This window comes from Mycobacterium sp. (assembly GCF_036488105.1).
Classification (GTDB): domain Bacteria; phylum Actinomycetota; class Actinomycetes; order Mycobacteriales; family Mycobacteriaceae; genus Mycobacterium.
The window spans coordinates 1-22,611 of the sequence record NZ_DASXHW010000219.1 but is presented as its reverse complement, the minus strand read 5'-3'; the positions used below and the strand labels follow the sequence as shown (position 1 = coordinate 22,611).

General features: G+C 65.6%; 27 protein-coding genes. 11 read left to right on the top strand and 16 right to left on the bottom strand.

Annotation, left to right across the window (positions count from 1 at the left end; translation table 11 throughout):
• Positions 1 to 202: 202 nt before the first annotated feature.
• Complete coding sequence (locus VGH54_RS11820) at positions 203 to 607, bottom strand: DUF3099 domain-containing protein (RefSeq protein WP_331512181.1); 405 nt, start codon at positions 605 to 607, stop codon at positions 203 to 205.
• 61 nt (positions 608 to 668) lie between these two features.
• Here VGH54_RS11820 and VGH54_RS11815 point away from each other — a divergent pair, with 61 nt between their 5' ends.
• Entirely contained in the window at positions 669 to 908 is a 240-nt protein-coding gene (locus VGH54_RS11815) for a DUF3039 domain-containing protein (RefSeq protein WP_331512180.1), read from the top strand.
• Here the strand turns inward: VGH54_RS11815 and VGH54_RS11810 are convergent.
• Both VGH54_RS11810 and VGH54_RS11805 read right to left on the bottom strand, forming a co-directional pair.
• Positions 895 to 1,881, bottom strand: a complete 987-nt coding sequence (locus VGH54_RS11810) for a YihY/virulence factor BrkB family protein (RefSeq protein WP_331512179.1) — start codon at positions 1,879 to 1,881, stop codon at positions 895 to 897. The two genes, VGH54_RS11815 and VGH54_RS11810, sit on opposite strands and share 14 nt — an antisense overlap.
• A gap of 61 nt (positions 1,882 to 1,942) precedes the next feature.
• Positions 1,943 to 2,140, bottom strand: a complete 198-nt coding sequence (locus tag VGH54_RS11805) for a DUF7455 domain-containing protein (RefSeq protein ID WP_325687170.1) — start codon at positions 2,138 to 2,140, stop codon at positions 1,943 to 1,945.
• Positions 2,141 to 2,264: 124 nt separating this feature from the next.
• On the opposite strand from VGH54_RS11805, the gene VGH54_RS11800 reads away from it, so the two are divergent.
• Positions 2,265 to 2,624, top strand: a complete 360-nt coding sequence (locus tag VGH54_RS11800; protein ID WP_331512178.1) for a DUF952 domain-containing protein — start codon at positions 2,265 to 2,267, stop codon at positions 2,622 to 2,624.
• Here the strand turns inward: VGH54_RS11800 and VGH54_RS11795 are convergent.
• The 3 genes from VGH54_RS11795 to ppgK all read right to left on the bottom strand — a co-directional run bounded on the left by VGH54_RS11795 (position 2,579) and on the right by ppgK (position 5,551).
• Entirely contained in the window at positions 2,579 to 2,986 is a 408-nt protein-coding gene (locus VGH54_RS11795) for a RidA family protein (RefSeq protein ID WP_331512177.1), read from the bottom strand. The two genes, VGH54_RS11800 and VGH54_RS11795, sit on opposite strands and share 46 nt — an antisense overlap.
• Positions 2,987 to 3,056: 70 nt before the next feature.
• Positions 3,057 to 4,610 (bottom strand): RNA polymerase sigma factor, encoded by a 1,554-nt coding sequence (locus VGH54_RS11790; protein ID WP_331512176.1) that lies wholly within the window; start codon positions 4,608 to 4,610, stop codon positions 3,057 to 3,059.
• Positions 4,611 to 4,744: 134 nt separating this feature from the next.
• Positions 4,745 to 5,551: a polyphosphate--glucose phosphotransferase gene (gene ppgK / locus VGH54_RS11785; RefSeq protein WP_331512175.1), complete on the bottom strand. Its 807-nt coding sequence runs from the start codon at positions 5,549 to 5,551 to the stop codon at positions 4,745 to 4,747.
• 118 nt (positions 5,552 to 5,669) lie between these two features.
• Between ppgK and VGH54_RS11780 the strand changes: the two genes are divergently transcribed.
• Entirely contained in the window at positions 5,670 to 6,539 is an 870-nt protein-coding gene (locus VGH54_RS11780; protein ID WP_331512174.1) for an inositol monophosphatase family protein, read from the top strand.
• A gap of 11 nt (positions 6,540 to 6,550) precedes the next feature.
• On the opposite strand, the gene cei is transcribed toward VGH54_RS11780, so the two are convergent.
• Positions 6,551 to 7,201, bottom strand: coding sequence for an envelope integrity protein Cei (cei, locus tag VGH54_RS11775; RefSeq protein ID WP_331512173.1), 651 nt, complete (start codon positions 7,199 to 7,201; stop codon positions 6,551 to 6,553).
• A gap of 163 nt (positions 7,202 to 7,364) precedes the next feature.
• Between cei and VGH54_RS11770 the strand changes: the two genes are divergently transcribed.
• The gene (locus VGH54_RS11770) at positions 7,365 to 7,667 is read left to right on the top strand and encodes a DUF4193 domain-containing protein (protein WP_067332485.1); all 303 of its coding nucleotides are present in this window, start codon (positions 7,365 to 7,367) and stop codon (positions 7,665 to 7,667) included.
• Positions 7,668 to 7,692: 25 nt separating this feature from the next.
• On the opposite strand, the gene VGH54_RS11765 is transcribed toward VGH54_RS11770, so the two are convergent.
• A complete protein-coding gene (locus VGH54_RS11765) occupies positions 7,693 to 8,139 on the bottom strand; it encodes a DUF3093 domain-containing protein (protein WP_414688693.1) in 447 nt (148 codons plus the stop codon).
• A gap of 55 nt (positions 8,140 to 8,194) precedes the next feature.
• On the opposite strand from VGH54_RS11765, the gene dut reads away from it, so the two are divergent.
• Complete coding sequence (dut, locus tag VGH54_RS11760) at positions 8,195 to 8,659, top strand: dUTP diphosphatase (protein ID WP_331512170.1); 465 nt, start codon at positions 8,195 to 8,197, stop codon at positions 8,657 to 8,659.
• A gap of 82 nt (positions 8,660 to 8,741) precedes the next feature.
• On the top strand, positions 8,742 to 9,521 hold the full coding sequence (locus tag VGH54_RS11755) for a DUF3710 domain-containing protein (RefSeq protein WP_331512169.1): 780 nt from the start codon (positions 8,742 to 8,744) through the stop codon (positions 9,519 to 9,521).
• A 2-nt stretch (positions 9,522 to 9,523) separates the two neighbouring features.
• On the opposite strand, the gene VGH54_RS11750 is transcribed toward VGH54_RS11755, so the two are convergent.
• A complete protein-coding gene (locus VGH54_RS11750; protein ID WP_331512168.1) occupies positions 9,524 to 10,222 on the bottom strand; it encodes an alpha/beta hydrolase in 699 nt (232 codons plus the stop codon).
• Between the two features lie 124 nt (positions 10,223 to 10,346).
• Between VGH54_RS11750 and VGH54_RS11745 the strand changes: the two genes are divergently transcribed.
• Positions 10,347 to 10,715, top strand: coding sequence for an OB-fold nucleic acid binding domain-containing protein (locus tag VGH54_RS11745; protein ID WP_331512167.1), 369 nt, complete (start codon positions 10,347 to 10,349; stop codon positions 10,713 to 10,715).
• Between the two features lie 103 nt (positions 10,716 to 10,818).
• Positions 10,819 to 11,451 carry a DUF3159 domain-containing protein gene (locus tag VGH54_RS11740; RefSeq protein ID WP_331512182.1) on the top strand — a complete coding sequence of 211 codons (633 nt, stop codon included), beginning with the start codon at positions 10,819 to 10,821 and terminating at the stop codon, positions 11,449 to 11,451.
• Here the strand turns inward: VGH54_RS11740 and VGH54_RS11735 are convergent.
• Together VGH54_RS11735 and VGH54_RS11730 are read right to left on the bottom strand one after the other, a co-directional pair.
• On the bottom strand, positions 11,402 to 12,064 hold the full coding sequence (locus VGH54_RS11735; RefSeq protein ID WP_331512166.1) for a TrkA family potassium uptake protein: 663 nt from the start codon (positions 12,062 to 12,064) through the stop codon (positions 11,402 to 11,404). The two genes, VGH54_RS11740 and VGH54_RS11735, sit on opposite strands and share 50 nt — an antisense overlap.
• Complete coding sequence (locus VGH54_RS11730; protein ID WP_331512165.1) at positions 12,061 to 12,729, bottom strand: TrkA family potassium uptake protein; 669 nt, start codon at positions 12,727 to 12,729, stop codon at positions 12,061 to 12,063. Before VGH54_RS11730 ends, VGH54_RS11735 begins: the two co-directional genes overlap by 4 nt.
• Positions 12,730 to 12,834: 105 nt before the next feature.
• On the opposite strand from VGH54_RS11730, the gene VGH54_RS11725 reads away from it, so the two are divergent.
• Positions 12,835 to 14,826 (top strand): APC family permease, encoded by a 1,992-nt coding sequence (locus tag VGH54_RS11725; protein WP_331512164.1) that lies wholly within the window; start codon positions 12,835 to 12,837, stop codon positions 14,824 to 14,826.
• Complete coding sequence (locus VGH54_RS11720) at positions 14,823 to 16,013, top strand: class I SAM-dependent RNA methyltransferase (protein WP_331512163.1); 1,191 nt, start codon at positions 14,823 to 14,825, stop codon at positions 16,011 to 16,013. The genes VGH54_RS11725 and VGH54_RS11720 overlap by 4 nt, the downstream gene beginning before the upstream one ends.
• A 138-nt stretch (positions 16,014 to 16,151) precedes the next feature.
• Here VGH54_RS11720 and VGH54_RS11715 read toward each other — a convergent pair whose 3' ends face one another.
• The 5 genes from VGH54_RS11715 to VGH54_RS11695 all read right to left on the bottom strand — a co-directional run bounded on the left by VGH54_RS11715 (position 16,152) and on the right by VGH54_RS11695 (position 20,630).
• Positions 16,152 to 16,598, bottom strand: coding sequence for a CBS domain-containing protein (locus VGH54_RS11715; RefSeq protein WP_331512162.1), 447 nt, complete (start codon positions 16,596 to 16,598; stop codon positions 16,152 to 16,154).
• A gap of 329 nt (positions 16,599 to 16,927) precedes the next feature.
• A complete protein-coding gene (locus VGH54_RS11710; protein ID WP_331512161.1) occupies positions 16,928 to 17,395 on the bottom strand; it encodes a CBS domain-containing protein in 468 nt (155 codons plus the stop codon).
• A gap of 72 nt (positions 17,396 to 17,467) precedes the next feature.
• Positions 17,468 to 18,769, bottom strand: coding sequence for an ArsB/NhaD family transporter (locus VGH54_RS11705; protein WP_331512159.1), 1,302 nt, complete (start codon positions 18,767 to 18,769; stop codon positions 17,468 to 17,470).
• Positions 18,770 to 18,830: 61 nt separating this feature from the next.
• Positions 18,831 to 19,274: a CBS domain-containing protein gene (locus VGH54_RS11700; RefSeq protein WP_331512157.1), complete on the bottom strand. Its 444-nt coding sequence runs from the start codon at positions 19,272 to 19,274 to the stop codon at positions 18,831 to 18,833.
• 54 nt (positions 19,275 to 19,328) lie between these two features.
• Entirely contained in the window at positions 19,329 to 20,630 is a 1,302-nt protein-coding gene (locus VGH54_RS11695) for an ArsB/NhaD family transporter (protein ID WP_331512156.1), read from the bottom strand.
• 254 nt (positions 20,631 to 20,884) lie between these two features.
• On the opposite strand from VGH54_RS11695, the gene dxs reads away from it, so the two are divergent.
• A partial coding sequence (dxs, locus tag VGH54_RS11690) for a 1-deoxy-D-xylulose-5-phosphate synthase (RefSeq protein WP_331512155.1) occupies positions 20,885 to 22,611 on the top strand: 1,727 nt, incomplete at its 3' end.

Here is a 22,611-nt window from a genome sequence, read left to right as displayed (position 1 = left end):
CTGGGCTTTGAGCATCCAGATCGCCATCAATCCGGATCGTGTTGGCTTTTGCCATGGCGGCCTCCTCAGAGCGTGAACAGTCATCGGGTATAACGAGCGACCCCGCGTAGTAGTTCCCACGGGGTGGCCATCTCACACCCGCTGACGTGCGCGAATGTCCGCTCGAACTGAGAATGTGCTGAGAACCCGCTGCGGCAGCGGGTTATTCGAAACCGTCGGCTTGCGGGCCGGGCGACTCCGTTTGCGGCGACGGGCGGCTGTAGCGCTCGATCGCGGGCCGTTCGGCGGTGGGGAAAAGCGGAGTCCGCCGTACCGGTTCATCAAATCGGCGCGGTTCCTCGGCGCGGCGCGGCGGCCGGTCGTTGGCGATCAGCACCGCGATCCAGGGCAACGGGATCGACACGGCAATGATTGCCAATGAGAGAAGACCGTTGTGCCACATGCCGTACGCGACGGCGGCGAGAAGCAGCGCCGGAACACGGAACGACATGATCGTCAAATATTTCCGCACGCGCTGACGGTGTTGGACTTCGTAGGAGGGTGCGGCGGCGGTGATGAGGATCGGTCGACCATCGTCGTCGAAACCCAGCTCATGGCTGCGCCTCATTTCTCCACTGTTGCACAATTTGGCTCACGGTGGCGGGCCCGGTTCCGGCACAATATGTGCCATGGAGACCCAGACGATCGAGCGCACCGACACCGACGAACGCGTCGACGACGGGACCGACAGTGACACCCCCAAGTACTTCCACTACGTCAAGAAGGACAAGATCGCGGAGAGCGCCGTGATGGGCACGCATGTCGTGGCGCTGTGCGGCGAGGTGTTCCCGGTGACGAAGTCGGCCAAGCCGGGCTCGCCGGTCTGCCCCGACTGCAAGCGGATCTACGAGTCGCTCAAGAAGAGCTGACCGGGTCGGGGTGCACGGGCGGCGTGTCGTCGTTCGTTGCCCCGCCGGCGTCGTCGACGGCTTCCTTGGCGCGCTTGACCAGCCACAGTCGCATCCGGTGGGCGTGCGTGCGCGGGGCCGGCCACTCCTCCTGGATGGCGGCGTTGAACTCCGCACCCAACATGATCGAGAAGCCGGCGAAGAACGCGAACAGCAGAAACGCGATCGGGGTGGCCAGCGCGCCATAGGTGTAGCCGGTGCCGGTGATGTACCTCAGGTAGATACGCAGCCCGAGGGTGGCGATCACGAACGCCACACTGGCCAGGGCGGCGCCGAAGACCAGCCGATGTGACGGAATCGGGTCCGGCAGGGCGACGCGATACAGGATGACGACGGTGGCGATCAGGCCGACGAGCAACGCCGGGTAGTAGCCGTAGGCCAGCACGTCCTGCAAGCCATCGGGAATGAATTCGGCGAGCTTGCGCGGCCCACGCACCATCAGCGGGGCAGTGACGATCAAGAAGACCAGCATCACCACATACAGCCCCAGCGCGAACAGGCGCTGACGGACCGGATGCCGCAGCGGGGTCTGATCGTGAGCCTCGACTACCGAATCGACGAAGGCGGAGATTGCCGACGACCCCGCCCACAGCGAGATCAAGAAGCCCAACGACACCACTTCACCGCGAGCGCCTCGATCGATGTCGGCAATGGTTGGCTCGATGATCTCGTGAACGACGCTCTGCGAAAAAATCTTGTTCGACATCGACACCAGATAGTGCTCGATCACCGACATCGTGTCCGGTCCGAACAGCGGCGCCACGTAGGCGAGACTTCCCAGCATCCCCAACAGCAGCGGCGGCAAAGACAGTGCCGACCAGAACGCCGCTTGCGCGGCCTCCGAAAAGATCGAATCGTCCCAGCTTTTCGACAACGCCCTCCGAGTGATCCGCCAGAGGTGATGTCGCGAAGGTCTTACTGGGTGGTCGGTCATGACCCGTTCAGGATTCCCGACGAACGCATCGACCGCCAGGATTGCAGGTGGCGAGTCGTGCCTAAGACGCGATCGGCTCGCCGCTTGTTTCCAGCACGGCGGACAATTCGATCAGCTTCGCCTCATGCTCGTTGGCGTGGTGCTGGCAGAAGAGAAGTTCCGCGCCGGAGGGCAGCTTGGCGCGAACCCGTGCAGCAGCGCTGCACCGATCGCACCGATCAGCCCGAGTTAACTCTGGACTGGTCAACGTTGCGTTCATGGCTTCTCCGTTCTGCCTTCTCCACTGTCTCAGATGTCAACGTTTTTGGCCGTCTTCACCGCCGGTTTACCGGCTGTGTCGTTTCTCACCCCTGGCCGTTTGGCCGTCGCGGCAAGATGGCGCTATGAGTCGGTCGGCGGCGGTGCTGGTACACCTGTGTCCCACCGACGACTGGTCGGCCGCCCAGGCCCACGGCGAACTTCGTCCTGAGTCTCTTGCCAGCGTGGGCTTCGTCCATTTGTCGACGCCGGAGCAAGTGCATCTGCCGGCCAACCGGCTTTATCGCGGCCGCGAAGACCTCGTTCTGCTGCACATCGATCCGAACCATCTGGACTCACCCATTCGTTGGGAACTAGGGGTAGCAACGGATCCGGAGTCGATGCTGTTCCCGCATCTGTACGGCGCCTTGCCCGTTGGGGCTGTGATCAACGTCACTAGTTACCGGCCCTCCGCTGACGGCTCGTTCGCGGCGATCGCCGAATAGGCGTCGGCTTCGATCTCCACCAACAGTTCCGGGGCGATGAGCGCCGCCACTTCCACCATGGTGGCCGCGGGTCGGATCTGGCCGAATACCTCGGCGTGCACCACCGCGACCTCACGCCAGCGCGAAATGTCGGTCACATAGATCCGAGTGCGGATCACATCGCTCAACGCCGCTCCCGCCTCGTTGAGGGCGATCTCGATGCGGCACAACGCTTCTCGTGTCTGGGCACCGATGTCGTCGGGCGTCCCGGGACCGGTCGTGCCCGCCACGGCGACTAATTGGCCGACGCGTACCGCGCGTGAGTAACCGACGGTCGATTCGAAGTCAGTCCCGGACGACACCAGGATGCGGCTGGTTGACATGCGGTCAACCTAGGACAGCCACTACCTTCGACGCATCCGAATTAATTGCGCGGCATGCCCTTAACGGTCGCTAGTCGAGGTAGTCGCGCAGCACCTGGGAACGGCTGGGGTGGCGCAACTTCGACATGGTCTTCGACTCGATCTGGCGGATGCGCTCACGGGTGACGCCGTACACCTGGCCGATCTCGTCAAGAGTGCGGGGCTGGCCGTCGGTCAGGCCGAAGCGCAGCCGCACGACGCCGGCTTCACGCTCGGACAGCGTCTCCAGCACCGACTGCAACTGATCCTGCAGCAGCGTGAACGACACCGCGTCGACGGCCACCACGGCCTCGCTGTCTTCGATGAAGTCACCGAGTTGGCTGTCACCCTCGTCACCGATGGTCTGGTCCAGCGAGATCGGCTCCCGGGCGTACTGCTGGATCTCCAGCACCTTCTCCGGGGTGATGTCCATTTCCTTGGCCAGCTCTTCGGGCGTGGGCTCGCGGCCCAGGTCCTGCAGCAGCTCGCGCTGAATGCGGCCCAGCTTGTTGATCACCTCGACCATGTGGACCGGGATGCGGATGGTGCGGGCCTGGTCGGCCATCGCGCGGGTGATCGCCTGGCGGATCCACCAGGTGGCATAGGTGGAGAACTTGTAACCCTTTGTGTAGTCGAACTTTTCGACCGCGCGGATAAGACCCAGGTTGCCCTCTTGGATCAGGTCCAGAAACGCCATGCCGCGGCCGGTGTAGCGCTTGGCCAGCGAGACAACGAGTCGCAGGTTGGCTTCCAGCAGATGGTTTTTCGCGCGGTCGCCGTCGCGGCAGATCCACACCATGTCACGACGCTGCGCGGCCGGCAGCTTCTCGCCCTTTTCGGTCAGTTCGGTCATCAGCTGGGTCGCGTAGAGGCCCGCTTCGATCCGCTTGGCCAGCTCGACTTCCTCTTCGGCGTTGAGTAGCGCAACTTTGCCGATCTGCTTGAGGTAGGCGCGAACCGAGTCCGCGGACGCCGTCAGCTCGGCGTCCTTGCGGGCCTGCCGCAGGGCCTCGGACTCGTCCTCGTCCCAGACGAAATCGCCTGAGGCTTTATCTTTTTCGCTCGGCTCGACGATCTCTTCTTCGTCAGCGGGCCCCGGGTCGACGACGGCTTTGGCCGGCTTCTTCGCGGCCGCTCCGTCGGTCTCGGGCGCCTCGGAGTCGTCGTCGGTCGCGTCGACCTCAAGGTCTTCGAGGTTCAGGTCTTCCGGGTCGATTTCGATGTCATCGCCGAGTTCGGCGTCGACCTCGAGGTCCGGCTCGTCGGTTTCAACGTCGGTAGTCGTGGCCTCGCCGTCGTCGGCGGCTTTGGACGTCGCTTTCTTAGGGCGACCGCGGGCCGGCGCCGACTTGGCCGCTGCGCTCTTGGTGGCGGTGCGGCTCTTGGTGGCGGTGGTGGCTGTGGTGGCTTTGGCGGCCTTTGCGGGTGCTTTAGCGGCGGTCTTGGTGGCCGCGCCGTTGGCGGCCTTGGCCGGCGAACGCTTGGCCGGGGAACTGGTGGGAGATTTGGCGGCGGTGCGCTTCACCGGCTCCTCTGTCGCCGGTCGTGCTTTGGTCGCTGCCACGTAAACCCCTTCGGTAGAACTCACTTCCGGTGCTCTAGGCATGGTGAACCGGAAAACGTCAGCTATGTCAGATGTCGGCGTCGATTATCAGGGTGGATATTCGCCGCTATCGGTCGGGCGGCTGCCGGTGACCATTGTAACGACAGCAGGGCAATACCCCCGCCAGAGCACGCAAATCAGTGCGTCACGTCGCGCGTCGCCGCCATCGCCGCGCCGACAATACCGGCGGTGTTCTGCAAGGCCGCGGCAACCACCGGGGTGCGGTTTTTCAGCAGCGGCACCCATTTGTCGGCCTTTCGGCTGATTCCGCCGCCGGCGATGAACAGTTCCGGGCACATCGCGTTCTCGATGGCGACCAGCACTTTCGTCACCTGTTTGGCCCACTTTTCGTAGCTCCAGCCACGCTTGTCCCGGACCGAGGACGCGGCGCGGTGTTCGGCTTCCTTGCCGCCGACCTCGAGATGTCCGAACTCGGTGTTGGGCAGCAAAATCCCGTTGTGAATGACCGCCGACCCGATTCCGGTCCCAAATGTGAGCAGCACCACCACGCCGTTCGTGTCTTTGCCCGCGCCGTAGCGCTCCTCGGCGAGTCCGGCGGCGTCGGCGTCGTTGAGCACCACGACCTCCTGGCCGTTCAGGTCGGCGCTGATGATGTCCCGGGCGTCGGTGCCGATCCACTTCTTGTCGACGTTGGCGGCTGTCCGGACGATGCCGTCGATGACGACGCCGGGGTATGTCACGCCGAGCGGGCCGCTCCATCCGAATTCGTTCACGACCGCGGCGATCGTCTTGGCGACGGCCGAGGGGGTGGCCGGCTGCGGTGTCAGCAGCTTATAGCGGTCGCCGACGAGTTCGCCGGTGTCCAGGTCGACGATGCCGCCCTTGATGCCGCTGCCGCCCACGTCGACGCCGAAGCCGCGGCGCGGCGGCGTCTCGGTGCCCCCGGTGGCAGGCGAGGGGTTGGTCGAGTCGGCACTGGTCATCGAATCTCCTCGGCGAGAGGTTAGGCGTCGACCAAACCCTAGTGTGTGGCCGGACCGTTGGTTGGCCTGTTACCTCCGACGTTGCTGAACCCGGCAATACCTGTGATGCGATGGGTCGGTGAGCACACCTGAGAACCAACCGGGGCAGCTGCAGACGGTGGCCGAGACACTGGCAGCCGAAGCGGCCGCGTTCGTCCGGCGACGCCGCGCCGAGGTCTTCGGCGCCGACGCGGGCACCGACGGCGATGCCGCGGTGCAATCCAAAACGACCCCAACCGATCCGGTCACCGTTGTGGACACCGAAACCGAACGGCTGCTGCGTGATCGGTTGGCGCAGCTGCGATCCGGCGATGCCATTCTCGGCGAGGAAATCGGCGGCCCCACCGATCCGGCGAACGCCGGCGCCGTGACGTGGGTGCTGGACCCCATCGACGGCACGGTGAACTTCGTCTACGGAATCCCGTCGTATTCGGTGTCGGTGGCAGCGCAGGTCGAGGGTGTCTCGGTGGCCGGCGCGGTCGCCGATGTGGTCGGCGGACGGCTGTATTCGGCGGCCATCGGGCTGGGCGCACATGTCACCGACGCTGAGGGCACCCGCCCGCTGCGGTGCAGCGCCGTCGACGACCTGTCGCTGGCGCTGGTGGGCACCGGGTTCGCCTACTCCACGCGACGTCGCACGGTCCAGGCGGAGCTGGTGTCGAAGATCCTGCCGGTGGTCCGCGATGTACGCCGGATCGGCTCTGCGGCACTGGATTTGTGCATGGTGGCGGCCGGCCGGCTCGACGCCTACTACGAGCACGGTTTACACGTGTGGGACAGCGCAGCGGGGGCGCTGATTGCCGCGGAGGCCGGTGCGCGGGTGGTGTTGCCGGAGCCGGGGGACCCGGAGCGAAACGCGGCCCTGGTGGTCGCCGTGGCACCCGGCATCTCCGATCAGTTGCTAGCGGCGTTGGCGCAATTCGACGGCCTGGCCCCGATTCCGGGCTGACCGGGCTCCGGTCAGCAGTTGCCCGCGTGGATCTTGGACAGCAGCGCGGAATCGGCCGGCTCGGTGGCACCCGGGCGTAGTCCGGCCAGGACGGCGGCGATGTCATCGCTGTGCGCCAGCGCGCCGAACTCCGTGCCGATCGCCAGGTCGACCGAATCGTCGGTGCGGTCGTCGCGGTACAGCTCGGCGCACGGCGCCACCAGCCACACCGCCGCGGCGCCGGCCTGCCCGGCCTCGCCGAAGCGGATCTGCCCCTGGCAGTTCAGCCGCGTTTTGACGTAGACCGGATCGTTGGCCGCGGCCGGCTGCGCGAATCCCAGGTCCCGGAGTGCGCCGGCGACGTCGGCGGCCTGACCGCCGCGCCCGCTGGCGTTGAGCACGCGGACTTTGGCGTCGGCCAGCTTGGCCGGCGCGACGTTGACCATCGTGCTGCGCGACACCGGGGTGCCGAGATGCGGCTGTGCGGGATCCACCTGCTCTGGCGGCGCATTGCACACGGTGGCCTCGTGGACTTCCGCCGGACGGGTCAGCGCGATCGTCCACACCACCGCGCTGGCTACCAGCAGCACGACCAGCAGGGCGATCGCGGGCCGGGCGTTGCGCCGGCGGAACGGGCGACCATGCTTGTCGAACGCTGTGCCTTCAGTGATTTGCGCGACCACGTACGCACTCTAAGGCCCGGTGTTTAGCGCGAGGTAGCGTGGCTAAATATCGGATGTGACGTAAATCACACTTGAAGACTCCACGATACGGGCACGAATCGTTTTGCGGATGCGTTCGACGCTGGTACAAAGCTTTGCTTGCAGGGTTACGAGGGGACAGACGATGGCCACTGATTACGACGCCCCACGGCGTACCGAAACCGATGACGTTTCAGAGGACTCTTTGGAGGAGCTCAAGGCACGGCGAAACGAAGCGGCGTCGGCGGTGGTTGACGTCGACGAGTCAGAGTCCGCCGAGTCGTTCGAGCTGCCCGGCGCCGACTTGTCCGGCGAAGAGTTGTCGGTCCGGGTGATTCCCAAGCAGGCCGACGAGTTCACCTGTTCGAGCTGCTTTCTGGTGCAACACCGCAGTCGCCTGGCCAGTGAAAAGGGCGGCGTGATGATCTGTACGGACTGCGCGGCCTGACTTCGATGGTCGCCGAAGTTGCCGACTAGCTGCACAACGCCGACAACACCCGCTCGGGGTGGCGGGAGCTCACCAGCCAATACGGCGTCGGATCGTCGGCGTCGTCCAGGACCACCAGGACCATGGGGCCGACCCAGCCTCGGTGCAGCACATAGGCCGCCGGATCGAGTTGGCGTCCGAGCGCCGCGGATTTCGCCGAGCGGGGAATGTCGGCCGACCGGGCGATCACGGTGACGGGCAGATGCGCCTCGCCGGCCCATAATTCGACTCCGCTGTCACCGGCGGTAACTCGGACCTCGACGCGGCCGAGCCACAACAACGCCCCGGCTGCCACCACGAACAATGCTGCGAACGGAAGCCAGTTCGGCAGACTCGGCACGCCCATGTTGACCTCGACGGCGATCAGCCCCGCCAGACCGAAACCCAGCGGCCACCACCACCACGGCACCCACAAACGCTCGCGATACCGCATGCTTTGCGGCGTGACTGGCGGCTCTGACACCCGGTCAAGGGTAATCTGTGGCCCCGTGTCGACCAGTCTGGCGGTTGTTCGTCTCGACCCCGGGCTTCCGCTGCCCGCCCGGGCCCACCACGGTGATGCCGGTGTGGACCTCTACAGCGCAGAAGACGTCGAGCTGGCGCCCGGACACCGCGCGCTGGTGGGCACCGGGATCGCGGTGGCCATCCCGGTCGGGATGGTGGGGCTGGTGCATCCGCGATCCGGATTAGCTGCGCGGGTGGGACTTTCGATCGTCAACAGCCCCGGCACCATCGATGCGGGTTACCGTGGTGAGATCAAGCTTTCGCTGATCAATCTCGACCCTACGACGCCGATTGTCGTCAACCGCGGCGACCGGATCGCCCAGTTGCTGGTGCAGCGCGTCGAGTTGGTCGACCTGGTCGAGGTGTCTTCGTTCGACGAGGCCGGACTGGGCGATACCCCGCGTGGCGCCGGCGGCCACGGCTCCTCCGGCGGACATGCGAGTTTGTGACAGCCGGCGACGATGCAGTGGGGGCGCCTCCAGCCGCGCAGCGGCGCGGGGGACGAAGCGATGAAGAGGAGCGGCGTGGCTGATGGCATTCGGAAGGCGTAAACCCAAAGAGCAGTCGGTCGACGAGCCGGGACCCCTGGGCGCACACCGGGAGCCGGAAGCCTCGGTCGACAAGCCGGCTGCCGATGACGTCGACGGCCCGTTCGACATCGAGGATTTCGACGACGCGGCGGCGGCCACCGAGGCCCGCCTCGATCTTGGTGCGGTGCTGCTGCCGCTGCCTCCGGCGGCCCAGTTGCAGGTCGAGCTGACCGAAACGGGCGTCCCGAGCGCGGTGTGGGTGGTGACGGACAACGGTCGCTTCACCATCGCCGCATACGCCGCTCCCAAGACCGGCGGTCTGTGGCGAGAGGTGGCCGGCGAATTGGCCGAGTCGCTGCGCAAGGACGGCGCAGAGGTGAGCATCCAGGACGGCCGCTGGGGCCGTGAGGTGGTCGGCACCGCCGCCGGTGTGGTGCGTTTCATCGGTGTCGACGGCTACCGCTGGATGATCCGCTGTGTGGTGAACGCCTCAGCCGAGACCGTGGACGCGCTGACCGAAGAAGCGCGGAACGCGTTGATGGACACGGTGATTCGTCGCGGCGATACCCCGCTGCCGGTACGCACGCCGCTGCCGGTGCAGCTGCCCGAGCCGATGGCGTCGCAACTGCGTGAGGCCGCGGCCTCCCAGGCCGCGGCGGGCGGGCAGCCGGTCGAGCCGACGGAGCCTGACGTCGCGGACGAAGAAGGCGCGCCCGCACCGACCGAGCGCCGCAGCGCCTCGGGGTCGGCGATGCAGCAGTTGCGCGGCAACAGCGGCTAACTTCAGGCCTCGTCAAGCGCCGCCAGGCAGGCGGCACCGAGCGCGGCCGGGTCCGCGCCGATCTGATCCAGGGTCACCATGCGTAGCGCCGCGCGCGGCGCGACGGCGGCCCAATGACGCCCGACGTCGAGCGGATGGATCGGGTCGTCGGCGGCCGCGGCGACTCCCATCGGCGCCGCCAGCCGCCGCAGTTGCGGGTCGGTCGGCGCCATGTAACCGGCGGCCTCTTCCATCGCGTCGGGCAGATCGGGCCACTGGCTTCGCCACGATCGGGTCAGCTCCTCGGCCAGCCATGGCGGGCTGGACGCGCGCATCTGCGTCGTCGTCGCTTCCAGGCCGTCCTCGCGCAGCCGTTGAGCCGAGTACCGCGCCGCGATCGCGGCCGGCGAACTGCCCGGTGCACCCGTCCAGGCCGGCAACGCGGCGAGCACCGCGACAGTGCGCTCGGGATGCCGTAGCGCCCACGCAACGGCCACCGCGGCGCCGATCGACACACCGCCGACCACGATCGGACCCTCGCGGGCGGCGTCGTCGAACTCACTGAGATAGCCGCCGATCAAACGAGTCGGCTGCGGAGGCGGTGCCAGCAACGTCGCGCCGGTGTCGCGCAGCGGTCGGCCGAATGCCCGGGTGATGTAGTCGTCGTCGGACCCCGTTCCCGGCAGCACGACGGCGCGCACTGCGCGAAGGTCGATAGCCACCCCTAGATATTGCCTGGGCGCCGCTTGGCGTTTGGGGAACGATCGGGTCTACGGTGTCCGTTGTCGTGAGAGGATCGGCGTTACCCGGTCCGGTATGAACCATTGACGACGCTCAGGAGAGGCCATGGCGGCGGAAGGTTATCTGCGCCGGCTGACTCGGCGGTTGACCGAGGACCCCGAGCAGCGTGATGCCGAGGACTTGTGTGACGACGCGGTGACGACCGGCGCGCAGCGGGCCATCGATTGCGAGCGCGGCCAAGAGGTCACCGTGGTCGGAACGCTGCGCAGCGTGGAATGCAAGGGCAAAGGTTGCGCCGACGGGGTTCGCGCCGAACTGTTCGACGGAACCGACACCATCGAGCTGGTGTGGTTGGGGCAGCGCAGGATTCCCGGTATCGAGTCGGGCCGCACACTGCGTGTGCAGGGCAGGCTCGGCAAGCTGGAAAACGGCGCCAAGGCGATCTACAACCCGCACTACGAAATTCAGCGGTGAGGCACTCTCGGTGAACCGTGCGACAGACGCCGGCGGCACGGCTGATGCCGTCGACGGCGAAGTAGAGACTGCGGGCGTCGACCGCACCCCGGCCGACCGGGTGATGGAGCAGCTGGGCGGCGTAGCGGGGATCATTTACTCGTCGGTGCCGGTGCTGGTCTTTGTGGGTACCTCGCGGCTGATGGGCCTGGCCGCGGCGGCCGGCGCTGCACTCGGCGTCGCCACGCTGATCCTGCTGTGGCGACTGCTGCGGCGCGAGTCGGTCCAGCCGGCGGTGTCTGGACTGTTCGGCGTGGCGGTCTGCGTGGTGATCGCCTACCTGCTGGGGGAGTCCAAGGGTTACTTCCTGCTCGGCATTTGGACATCGCTGATCTGGGCCGCGGTGTTCGCGGTGTCGATGCTGATCCGCAGGCCGGTCGTCGGCTACCTGTGGAGCTGGCTGCACGGACACGATCGGCAGTGGCGCGAGGTGCGGCGCGCGGTGTACGCCTTCGACGTCGCCACGTTCACCTGGGTGCTGGTGTTCAGCGCGCGTTTCGTGGTGCAGCGGGTGCTCTACGACACCAACCACACCGGGTGGCTGGTGGTGGCACGAATCGCGATGGGCTGGCCGCTGGCCGCCGTGGCGGCGTTGGTGACCTTCCTGGCCATCAGGGCGGCCCAGCGCGCCATAGAGGCTGCGTCCGTCACTGCTGCGGCAGTAGAAGCCGGCGCAGTTCCTCTTCCGCCTCGGTGACGGCGACGAACAACAGCTCGTCGCCTCCTTCGAGCGGCTCATCGTCCTGCGGCACGATCACCCGCGGTCCACGCAGGATCGTGACCAGCGCGACGTCTCGGGGCAACTGCAGCTTGCGCACCGGCTTGCCGCCCCACGGGGTGTCGTCGGGCAGCGTGATCTCGACCAGGTTGGCCTGACCCTTCCGAAACTCCATCAACCGGACCAGGTCTCCGACCGCAACCGCCTCCTCGATCAGCGAGCACAGCATCCGCGGCGTGGACACCGCCACGTCGACACCCCAGGCGTCGGTGAACAGCCATTCGTTGCGGGGATCGTTGACGCGGGCCACCACCCGCGACACGGCGAATTCGGTCTTGGCCAGCAGGCTGAGCACCACGTTGACCTTGTCGTCGCCGGTGGCCGCCACCACGACGTCGAACTCATGCAGCTTCACCAACTCGAGCATGCTCACCTCGCAGGCATCCCCGAGCTGCCAGTGCGCCGCCGGGATGGCGTCGACGTCGATGTGCTCGGGCTTGCGCTCGATCAGGGTGATGTCGTGCTCGTTCTCGATCAGCTCGCGGGCGACCGAACGCCCGACCGCGCCCGCGCCGGCGATAGCTACTTTCATTCGAGGTCCTCGCTCGGCGGCAACGCCGCGATGGCCGCGGCCTCGGCCGCACGTCCGGAGATCGCCGCGATGTAGACCTGATCGCCGGCCTGGATGACGGTCTTGGGTTCGGGAAGCACGCCGGTGCCGAATCGGATCAGAAATGCCACCCGCGCGCCGGTGGCCGTCTCCAAATCGGTGGCCGGGTGGCCCACCCAGTCTTCGTGCAGGACCACCTCGACGACGGCGACGGTCCCGGTCGGATCCCGCCACCTGGCGGTCTCGCTTTCCCGGGTGAGCGCGTGCAGCAGCCGGTCGGTGGTCCACGGCACGGTCGCGATGGTGGGGATGCCGAGACGCTCGTACACCTCGGCGCGCTTGGCGTCGTAGATCCGCGCGACAACCCGCCGGACGCCGAAGGTTTCCCGGGCCAGCCGGGCCGAAATGATGTTGGAGTTGTCGCCGGACGACACCGCCGCGAACGCGTCGGCCTCTTCGATACCGGCCTTCAGCAGCACATCCCGGTCGAATCCCAAACCGAGCACGCGTTCACCGGCGAACTCGGGACTCAGCCGGTTGAACGCGGCGCTGTCGCTGTCGATCACCGCGACGTCGTGGCCGATCCGGGACAGTCCGTCAGCCACCGACGAGCCGACCCGGCCGCACCCCATCACAACCACTCGCACTTGAGGTCCTCTCGGCCCGCCAGCCACAGTGGCCAGCCGGTTTGGGAGACATTCTCGTCTAGGGAACCGTACCGGCAGGCCCGGTTGCGCCTACTCTTGGCTCTCGTGTCCAAACTTTCGACCGCGGCGCGTCGATTGGTTTTGGGTCGGCCGTTTCGCAGCGACCGGCTGAGCCACACCCTGCTGCCCAAGCGGATCGCCTTGCCGGTGTTCGCCTCCGACGCACTCTCGTCGGTCGCGTACGCCCCCGAGGAGATCTTCCTGATGCTTTCGGTGGCCGGCCTCGCAGCGTATTCGCTGACGCCATGGATCGGTGTCGCGGTGGCGGCGGTGATGCTGGTCGTGGTGGCCAGCTACCGGCAGAACGTGCACGCCTACCCGTCCGGCGGCGGCGACTACGAGGTGGTCACCACCAACCTCGGCGCCAACGCCGGCCTCACCGTGGCCAGCGCGTTGATGGTGGATTACGTTCTCACGGTGGCTGTTTCGACCGCCTCGGCGATGTCGAATATCGGATCGGCGATCCCTTTCGTGGAGGATCACAAGGTTCTGTTCTGTGTGTTCGCGATCTTGCTGGTGATGGCGCTGAACCTGCGTGGTATTCGTGAATCCGGGGCGGCATTCGCCATCCCGACCTATGCGTTCATCGCCGGCGTGGGCATCATGCTCGGCTGGGGCCTGTTCCGGATCTACGTATTGGGCGATCCGATCCGGGCTGAATCCGCCGGGTTTGTGATGCACGCCGAACGCAGTTCGATCGTCGGCTTCGCGTTTGTCTTCCTGGTGGCGCGATCGTTCTCGTCGGGCTGCGCGGCGCTGACTGGTGTCGAGGCAATCAGCAACGGGGTGCCGGCGTTTCGAAAGCCCAAGTCGCGCAACGCGGCAACGACGTTACTGATGCTGGGCACAATCGCCGTCAGCCTGTTGATGGGCATCATCCTGCTGGCCAAGGAGACCGGCGTGCAGATCGTCGACAATCCCGCTGCGCAGCTCACCGGTATCCCTCGTGGCTACCAGCAGAAGACCCTTGTCGCTCAGATCGCGCAGGCCGTCTTCGGCAGTTTCCACATCGGATTCCTGCTGATCGCCATCGTTACCGCACTCATCCTGGTGCTGGCGGCCAACACGGCGTTCAACGGGTTCCCGGTGCTGGGCTCAGTGCTCGCGCAGGACAGTTATCTGCCACGCCAGTTGCACACCCGCGGCGACCGGTTGGCGTTCTCGAACGGAATCGTGTTCCTGGCGGTCGCGGCCCTCGCGGCGATCATCGCGTTCCGGGCGCAAGTCACTGCGCTGATCCAGCTTTATATCGTCGGGGTCTTCATTTCGTTCACATTGAGCCAAATCGGCATGGTCCGGCACTGGACTCGGCTGCTGCGCAACGAGACCGACCCGGCTGTGCGGCGAACGATGATGCGCTCCCGGGTGGTCAACACGATCGGGTTCGTCGCCACCGGCACGGTGCTTTGCATCGTAGCGATCACCAAGTTCCTCGCCGGAGCGTGGATCGCCGTCGTGGCCATGACGTTGCTGTTCGTGCTGATGAAGATGATCCGCAAACATTACGACACGGTCAGCCGGGAACTCGAGCAGCACGCCGACGACGAAGACGTCGTGCTGCCCAGCCGCAACCACGCCGTGGTGCTGGTGTCGAAGCTGCATCTACCAACGCTGCGCGCACTGTCCTATGCGCGCGCGACGCGGCCCGATGTGCTGGAGGCCGTGACGGTGAGCGTCGACGACATGGAGACCCGTGCACTTGTCCGCCGCTGGGAGGAAAGCAATAGCAGTGTGCCGCTCAAGGTCATCGCTTCGCCGTACCGCGAAATCACCCGCCCCATACTGGATTACGTCAAACGGGTGAGCAGAGAGTCGCCGCGTACCGTGGTGACGGTCTTCCTTCCCGAATACGTCGTGGGCCACTGGTGGGAGCACGTGCTGCACAACCAGAGCGCGTTGCGGCTGAAGGGCCGATTGCTGTTCATGCCCGGGGTGATGGTGACATCGGTTCCCTGGCAACTCAATTCGTCGGAGCGGCGCAAGACGCTGCAGCCGCATGCAGCCCCCGGTGATACCCGGCGGGGGATCTTCGATTGACAACGGAATCCACGGAACTGACGTTGACGGTCGGGGCGCCGGCCAACGGCGGGAGCTGCGTCGCCCGTCACGACGGTCGGGTGGTGTTCGTCCGCTACGCGTTGCCCGGCGAGAAGGTGCGGGTGCGGGTCACCGCAGACCGTGATGCCTACTGGCACGCCGAGGCCATCGAGGTGATCGAGCCGTCGGACGACCGTAGGGCGTCGCTATGCCCGATCGCCGGTGTAGGGGGTGCCGGCTGCTGTGATCTGGCCTTCGTCGACCCGGTGGCTGGGCGAGCGCTGAAAGCCGAAGTGGTGTCCAATCAGCTTGCCCGCCTTGGCAATTATCAGTGGAACGAGGCAGTAGCGCCGGTGTCGGCCGCCGGTCCGACCGGCTGGCGCACACGGATCAGGCTTGACGTCGGGGCCGACGGCCGCGCGGGTTTTCATCGCTACCACAGCGATGAACTGGTCGCCGATCTCAACTGTGGTCAGCTGCCGGTCGCGATGATCGACGGCCTGACCGATGTTGCGTGGCCACCGGGTGCGCACCTGCATGTCGTGATCGACGACGACGGGCAGCGGCACGTGGCGCGTACGGTGCGCCACGGCCGGCGCAACTCGACCGACGTGGTCGAGGGCAGCTACCAGGGTGTGCAACGAGCCGGGCGTCACACTTGGCAGGTGCCGGTGACGGCCTTCTGGCAGGCCCATCGTGACGCGGCGCGGACGTACAGCGACCTGGTGGGCGACTGGGCCCGTCCCGACGCGGGCATGACCGCCTGGGATCTTTACGGGGGTGCGGGGGTTTTCGCCGCTGTCCTGGGCGACGCGGTGGGGGATTCGGGGCAGGTGGTCAGCGTCGACAGCTCGCGGGCGGCGACGCGGTCGGCCCGCGCCACGTTGGCTGATTTGCCGCAGGTGAATGTGATCACCGATTCGGTGCGCCGCGCGCTGACCGCGCAACGTGGTGGCGCCGATGTGGCCGTGCTCGATCCGCCGCGCGGCGGCGCGGGGCGCGAGGTGATCGACCTGCTGGCCGCGGCCGAGGTCCCCAGGATAGTTCACATCGGTTGTGAGGCAGCGTCATTCGCCCGGGACATTGGCCTCTATCAGCGTCACGGATACGCGGTGGACAAGATCTCGGCGTTCGATTCTTTCCCGCTGACCCATCACATCGAGTGCGTCGCGCTGTTGACGCGCTGACGTCGCGGAAACATCGAAGAGTCCGCTGTAGGCCGCGGTTGTGAGGTCGTGTGCCGTGCTGCTTGTGCGTCCGGATGGTGAAATCTACAGGGCTGCTTGGTTAATGCCCGCAGTGAAAGGCTGGATGCGGCCGCCCGATCATTCTTTTAGTGCTGCGGTCAGTAGGCGTGACGCGGTGATCACTCCGTGCAACCTTCTCTTTTTGACGACGGCGACCAGCGGACTACGCACGCGCGCCATCAGCTCGGCCACCTCGATAATGGTGTCGTCGGAGTCGACCACCGGTACATACTGGCGTTGCTTGGGCAGCATGTCGCGGATCGTCCGGCCTTTCAGCTTCTCTGCTGCGTGGTCGGCCATTGATTCGGTGGACACGCCGGCCAGCCCTGGGTCTTCTCGCACGTAGCCGGGCACGATGAACCGGACGACCTGGGACGCCGGGAGGATCGCGTACGGTGTGTCGGACGTGTTGGTGACAACCACCAGTCCGTTCAGCTGGTGCTCGGCAAGCAAGCGGACCGCGTCCAGCGCGGGGGAGTCGATGTTGACGACCGGGAACTCCTCGACGATCTCCTCGGCGCGCACGCAGCCCATCATAAAATCCTCTGATGTTCCGGTGTAGGAGGGTGCCGTGCTGCGCTGCGGGCGGTGGCACGGCCGACAAGCAGACCCTGGGTCAATCGCGCAGCTGCCTTGTGAAATCCTTTGGTGCGCTTGGCTAGTCGTGATGAACGCTGGGGCGATCAGATCCATGACAGCACGCTGGGCCCGGCTCCGGCGTGGATGGCGAACTTCACTGTGAATTAAGTTCGCGCAGTTTCATTGAGCCACCATTGACTGAATCGCCGGTCAGGATTAGGTGAAGGCGAAGTAAACGAAGGGGCTAAGTAGCCTGCGCAATACGCGGGGACGGTCTATGCGGTGCGGGGTGCACTTTGCTCATTCAGCGCGGCGGCCAGCAGGCGTGACGCGGTGATCACGCCGTGCAACTTGCCGTTTTCGACGACGGCGACCAGCGGACTTCGGAGGCGCGCCATCAGCTCGGCCACCTCGATGATGGTGTCGTCGACGTCGGCCACCGGCAAGTGCTGGCGTTGCTTGGGCAGCACATCGCGGATCGTCTTATTGCCCAGCTTGTCCGCGGCATGGTCGGCCATCGATTCGGTCAACACCGCGGCCAACCCGGGGTCGTCTTGCACATAACCGGGCACGATGAATCGGACGACTTGAGAGGCCGGCAGCACGGCGTACGGCGTTTCGGACGTGTTGGTGACGACCACGAGTCCGTTCAGCCGGTGTTCGGCAAGCAAGCGGACGGCATCAAGCGCATTTGAGTCGATATTCACGACCGGGAACTTCTCGTCAAGATCCTTTGCCCGCACACCGACACAATACTTGCGCCGAGAAGCTTCGGTGACCGGGATCGCCGTCAGGATTTCGTATCTTGTGCCGAGCTAGGCGAACGCGAAGTAGCGCACCCACAAATAACCGACGGAAATGACAAACGAGACCGCGGTCACTATCGCGCCCCTTTTGGTGAAGTCCCAGAAGGAGATGTGAGCGCCGGCGCGTTCGGCGAGTCCGACGATGACGATATTCGCGCTGGACCCGATGGGGGTGAGGTTGCCCCCGAGGATGGTGCCCAGTATCAGGGCCCACCACAGCACCTCGTGGTTACCAGCGCCGTGCAGGGACGGGGCGAACTCGGCGACGATGGGCGTCATGGTGGCGGCGTAGGGAACGTTATTGACAAGGCCGCTGAACAAGAACGACACGCCCAGGATCAGCATTGTCGTCAGCCATAAGTTGTCGCCGGTCGCGTGGCTGGCCGCATGGGCCAAGTTACTGATGACGCCGGTCCGCACCAGGGCCCCGACCATGATGAATAGTCCCGCGAAGAAGAGCAGGGTCTCCCACTCGACACTGGAGAGGTAGAAGTCACGGCTCAGGCGGGAGGTGATGATCAGGATGCCAGCGCCGGTCATCGCCACCAGTGACGGCTCCATGTGGATTACATGGTGCGCGACGAATCCGGCAAACACCGCGACCAGGACGATCCCGCATTGGATCAGCAGCTTGCGATCACGGATCGCTTCGCCCTCGTCGAGCGCCATCACATCAGCGACGCGCTCCGGTTCGACGGTGTAAAAGCCCCGGAACAGGCTGGGCAACAGCGCTATCAGGGCGACGAGCACGATGATCACCGCTGGCGCCATGTTGGCCAGGAACGAAACGAAACTCAGGTGGGCTCCGGTGCCGATGATGATGCTGGTCGGATCACCGACCAGGGTCGCCGCGCCACCGATATCGGAGGCGAAGGACTCGGCGATGAGAAATGGCGCTGGACTGATCGCCAGCCGGTCGGCTACCAGCACGGTGACCGGTGCGATCAACAAGACTGTGGTGACGTTGTCCAGGAAGGCCGATCCGATCGTGGTGACCAGCACCAGCAGGATCATGATCCGCATGGGCGAGCCCTTGGCGCGTTTGGCCGACCAGATCGCTATGTATTCGAATACGCCGGTCTGGCGCACCACGCTGACGATGATCATCATCCCGAGGAGCAAGAAGATGACGTCCCAGTCGATCCCGGTGTCGCGTGAGTAGAAGACTTCATCGGAGTTGACCACCGGCAAGAAGAACACCGCCACCGCGCCGGCCAGCGCCACCATGGTCTTGTTGAACCGTTCGGTGGTGATGAATGCGTATGCGATCACGAACACCGCGGAGGCGTAGATGGCGTGAACTGTGCTCATGCTCATAGGTGGTCCCGCCGTCGGGCACGCGCGTGGCTTGGCATGTGCGGCGAAGCGGCGCTCAAGATTTCAGCGCCGCGGCCAGCAGGTGTGACGCAAAGATCACGCCGTGCAATTTCTTGTCCTTGGTGACTGCGATCAACGGAGCTCGCCCCTGCACCATCTCCGCGGCGACCTTGGTGATGGTGGCACGCGCATCGACCGACGGAATGTCGCGCAGGTGATCGGGCAGCACGTCGCCGACCGTCTTACCCGCCAAATTCTGCATCGCCTGGTCGGCTTTCAGCTCGCCAAGGACGCCGGCCAGTGCCAGGTCGTCCCGCACATAGCGGGGCAGGATGAAGCGCAAAAGCGCGAACGCGGGAAGCACGGCATACGGCTTCCCCGAGGTATCGGTGACCAGGAGTCCGGGCAGATGGTGCTCTGCGATCATGCGTGCAGCGTCGACTGCGTCGGAATCAATGCGCACGATGGGGAACTTCTCTTCGAGATCCTCTGCCCGCACACGGACACAATAACGTCCGCGGACAGATCTCGTCTCGCCCGGTCGACAGGTGGCCTAACTGAAGGCGAAGTAGCGCACCCATAGATAACCGACGGAAAGTGCGAACGAGACCGCGGTTACTACCGCCCCTCTTTTAGTGAAGTCCCAGAAGGAGATGGGATGGCCGGCGCGTTGCGCGATTCCGACCGCGACGATGTTCGCGCTGGCCCCCACGGCGGTGAGGTTGCCACCGAGGACGGTGCCCAACAGCAGGGCCCACCACAGCACTCCGGAGCTGGCGTGTGTCGTGATCGATGCGGCCATGTGCCCGACGACCGGTGTCATCGCGGCGGCGTACGGCACATTATTGATAAAGCTGCCCAGGGTGAAGGACACAGTGAGGATCAACATCGTCGCCGTCCAGGCATCGCCATGGGTCAGGTGACTGGCCAGATCGGCCAATTGCTTGACGACGCCCGTCCGCACCAGGGCCCCGACCATGACGAACAGACCCGCGAAGAACAGCAGCGACTCCCACTCGACGCTGGACAGAAAGACCTCCCGGCTCACACCGGACATCACGACCAGGATGCCGGCACCGGCCATCGCCACCAGCGACGGCTCCATGTGGATCTGCCTATGCATGACAAATCCGCCGAACACTGCAACCAGGACGATTCCGCACTGGAACAGCAGCCGGGGATTGCGGATCGCTTCCCTCTCGTTCAGCGTCATGACATCGGCGATCCGCGCGGGATCGACGGTGAAGAAGCCTGGAAACAGCCGCGGCAGCAGGATCAGCAGGACGGTGAGAACGATGAGCACCGCCGGCGCCATGTTGGCCGTGAACGTAATGAAGCTCAGCTGGGCACCGGTGCCGATGATGATGCTGGTCGGGTCGCCGACCAGGGTCGCCGCGCCGGCGATGTTGGCGGCGAGGGCCTCGACAATGAGAAACGGCGCTGGGCTGATCTCCAGCCGGTCGCACACCAGTAGGGTGACCGGTGCGATCAACAGCACCGTGGTCACGTTGTCCAGAACCGCCGTTCCGAGCGCGGTAACAAGGATCAGCAGGATCATGATCCGCAGCGGGGAACCCTTGGCGCGCTTGGCGGACCAGATCGCCATGTATTCGAACAAGCCGGTCTGGCGGACCACGCTGACGATGATCATCATCCCGAGGAGCAAAAACAGGACATCCCAGTTGACCCCGGTGTCGCGTGCGTAGAAGACTTCGTCGGAATTGATCGACGGCAAAAAGAACATGGCCACCGCGCCGCCCAGCGCCACGAATGTCGGGTTGAACCGCTCTGTGGCGATCAACACGTAAGCGACCACGAACACCGTGATCGCATAGACGGCATGAAAGACGCTCATCGGCTTTCCTGCCGTCGCGCGCGCCCGCTTGGTGCGGTCGCGCCGACCGTGTAAATCATCGTGCGCTCCTGAATAGCCCTGAATAGCAGGGAAACCCGAATAGCACGAATTAAGACGCCGACCAGGCTTCCCGGCACACCGCGGCAAACGTTAACAGGCTTGTCTGTGTGGTTTCTGAGCGGTAGCGGTGTGCGTCGGCAGGGTATCGCTGCAGGTACGCGGACCGGCCTGGCGTCTTTGCGTACACTGGCGAAATGCTTGAACAGATCCGTGGGCCCGCCGATCTGCAGCACCTCTCTCAGGCGGATCTGTGCGATCTGGCCGCCGAGATCCGTGAGTTCCTGATCCACAAAGTCGCCGCGACCGGAGGCCACCTTGGACCCAACCTCGGCGTCGTCGAACTGACGCTGGCGCTGCATCGGGTATTCGACTCGCCGCACGACCCGATCATCTTCGACACCGGCCATCAGGCCTATGTGCACAAGATGCTGACCGGCCGGGCCGTGGAATTCGAGACGCTACGCAAAAAGGGTGGGCTGTCGGGTTATCCGTCGCGGTCGGAGAGTGAACACGACTGGGTGGAGTCGAGCCACGCGAGTGCGGCGCTGTCGTATGCCGACGGGCTGGCCAAGGCGTTCGAGCTGACCGGACATCGCAACCGGCACGTGGTGGCGGTGGTCGGCGACGGCGCACTCACCGGTGGCATGTGCTGGGAGGCGCTGAACAACATCGCGGCGACCCGCCGGCCGGTGGTGATCGTCGTCAACGACAACGGCCGCAGTTACGCGCCGACGTTCGGCGGTCTGGCCAACCACCTGGCCATGCTGCGGCTGCAGCCCGGTTACGAGCACCTGCTGGAACGCGGGCGCAGTGCGATGCGCGGCATGCCACTCTTCGGTGAAGTCGCTTACCAATTCATGCACAGTGTCAAAGCCGGTGTGAAGGACGCGCTTTCGCCGCAGCTGCTGTTCACCGATCTCGGCCTGAAGTACGTCGGGCCGGTCGACGGGCACGACGAGCATGCGGTCGAGGCGGCGCTGCGCCGGGCCCGCGGATTCCACGGTCCGGTGCTGGTGCACGTCGTCACCCTCAAAGGCAGGGGTTACGGGCCGGCCGAGGACGACGAGGCCGAGCAGATGCATTCCTGCGGGGTGATCGATCCGGCGACGGGGCTGGCCACCAAAATCGCGGGGCCGAGTTGGACGGCGACGTTCTCCGAGTCGCTGATCGAGCACGCGTCCAAACGCCGCGACATCGTCGCGATCACCGCGGCCATGCCCGGGCCCACCGGGCTGAGCGCGTTCGGAGAACGCTTCCCGGACCGCCTTTTTGACGTCGGCATCGCCGAGCAGCACGCGATGACGTCGGCGGCGGGCCTGGCAATGGGCGGGATGCATCCCGTCGTCGCGATCTACTCGACGTTCCTCAACCGGGCGTTCGACCAGATCATGATGGACGTCGCGCTGCACAAGCTGCCCGTCACGATCGTGCTCGACCGGGCCGGGGTCACCGGCAGCGACGGCGCCAGCCACAACGGCATGTGGGACATGTCGATGCTGGGCATCGTCCCCGGCATCCGGGTTGCCGCGCCCCGCGACGGTGCCCGCCTGCGTGAGGAACTCAGCGAGGCGCTGGCCATAAGTGACGGGCCCACGGTGATCAGATTCCCGAAAGGCGATGTCGGCGAAGACATTCCGGCGGTGCAGCAACACTCGGGGGTGGACGTGCTCGCGAGGCCGGCCGAGGGGCTGGGCGCCGACGTGCTGCTGGTGTCGGTGGGCGCGTTCGCGTCGATGGCCCTGGCGGCGGCCGAACGGCTGCGCAACCAGGGGATCGGGGTGACGGTGATCGACCCGCGCTGGGTGCTACCCGTTCCGGGCGCGGTGCCGGAATTGGCGGTGGCGCACAAGCTGGTGGTCACCCTGGAAGACAACGGGGTGGCCGGTGGTGTCGGTTCGGCCGTGTCAGCCGCGTTGCGCGC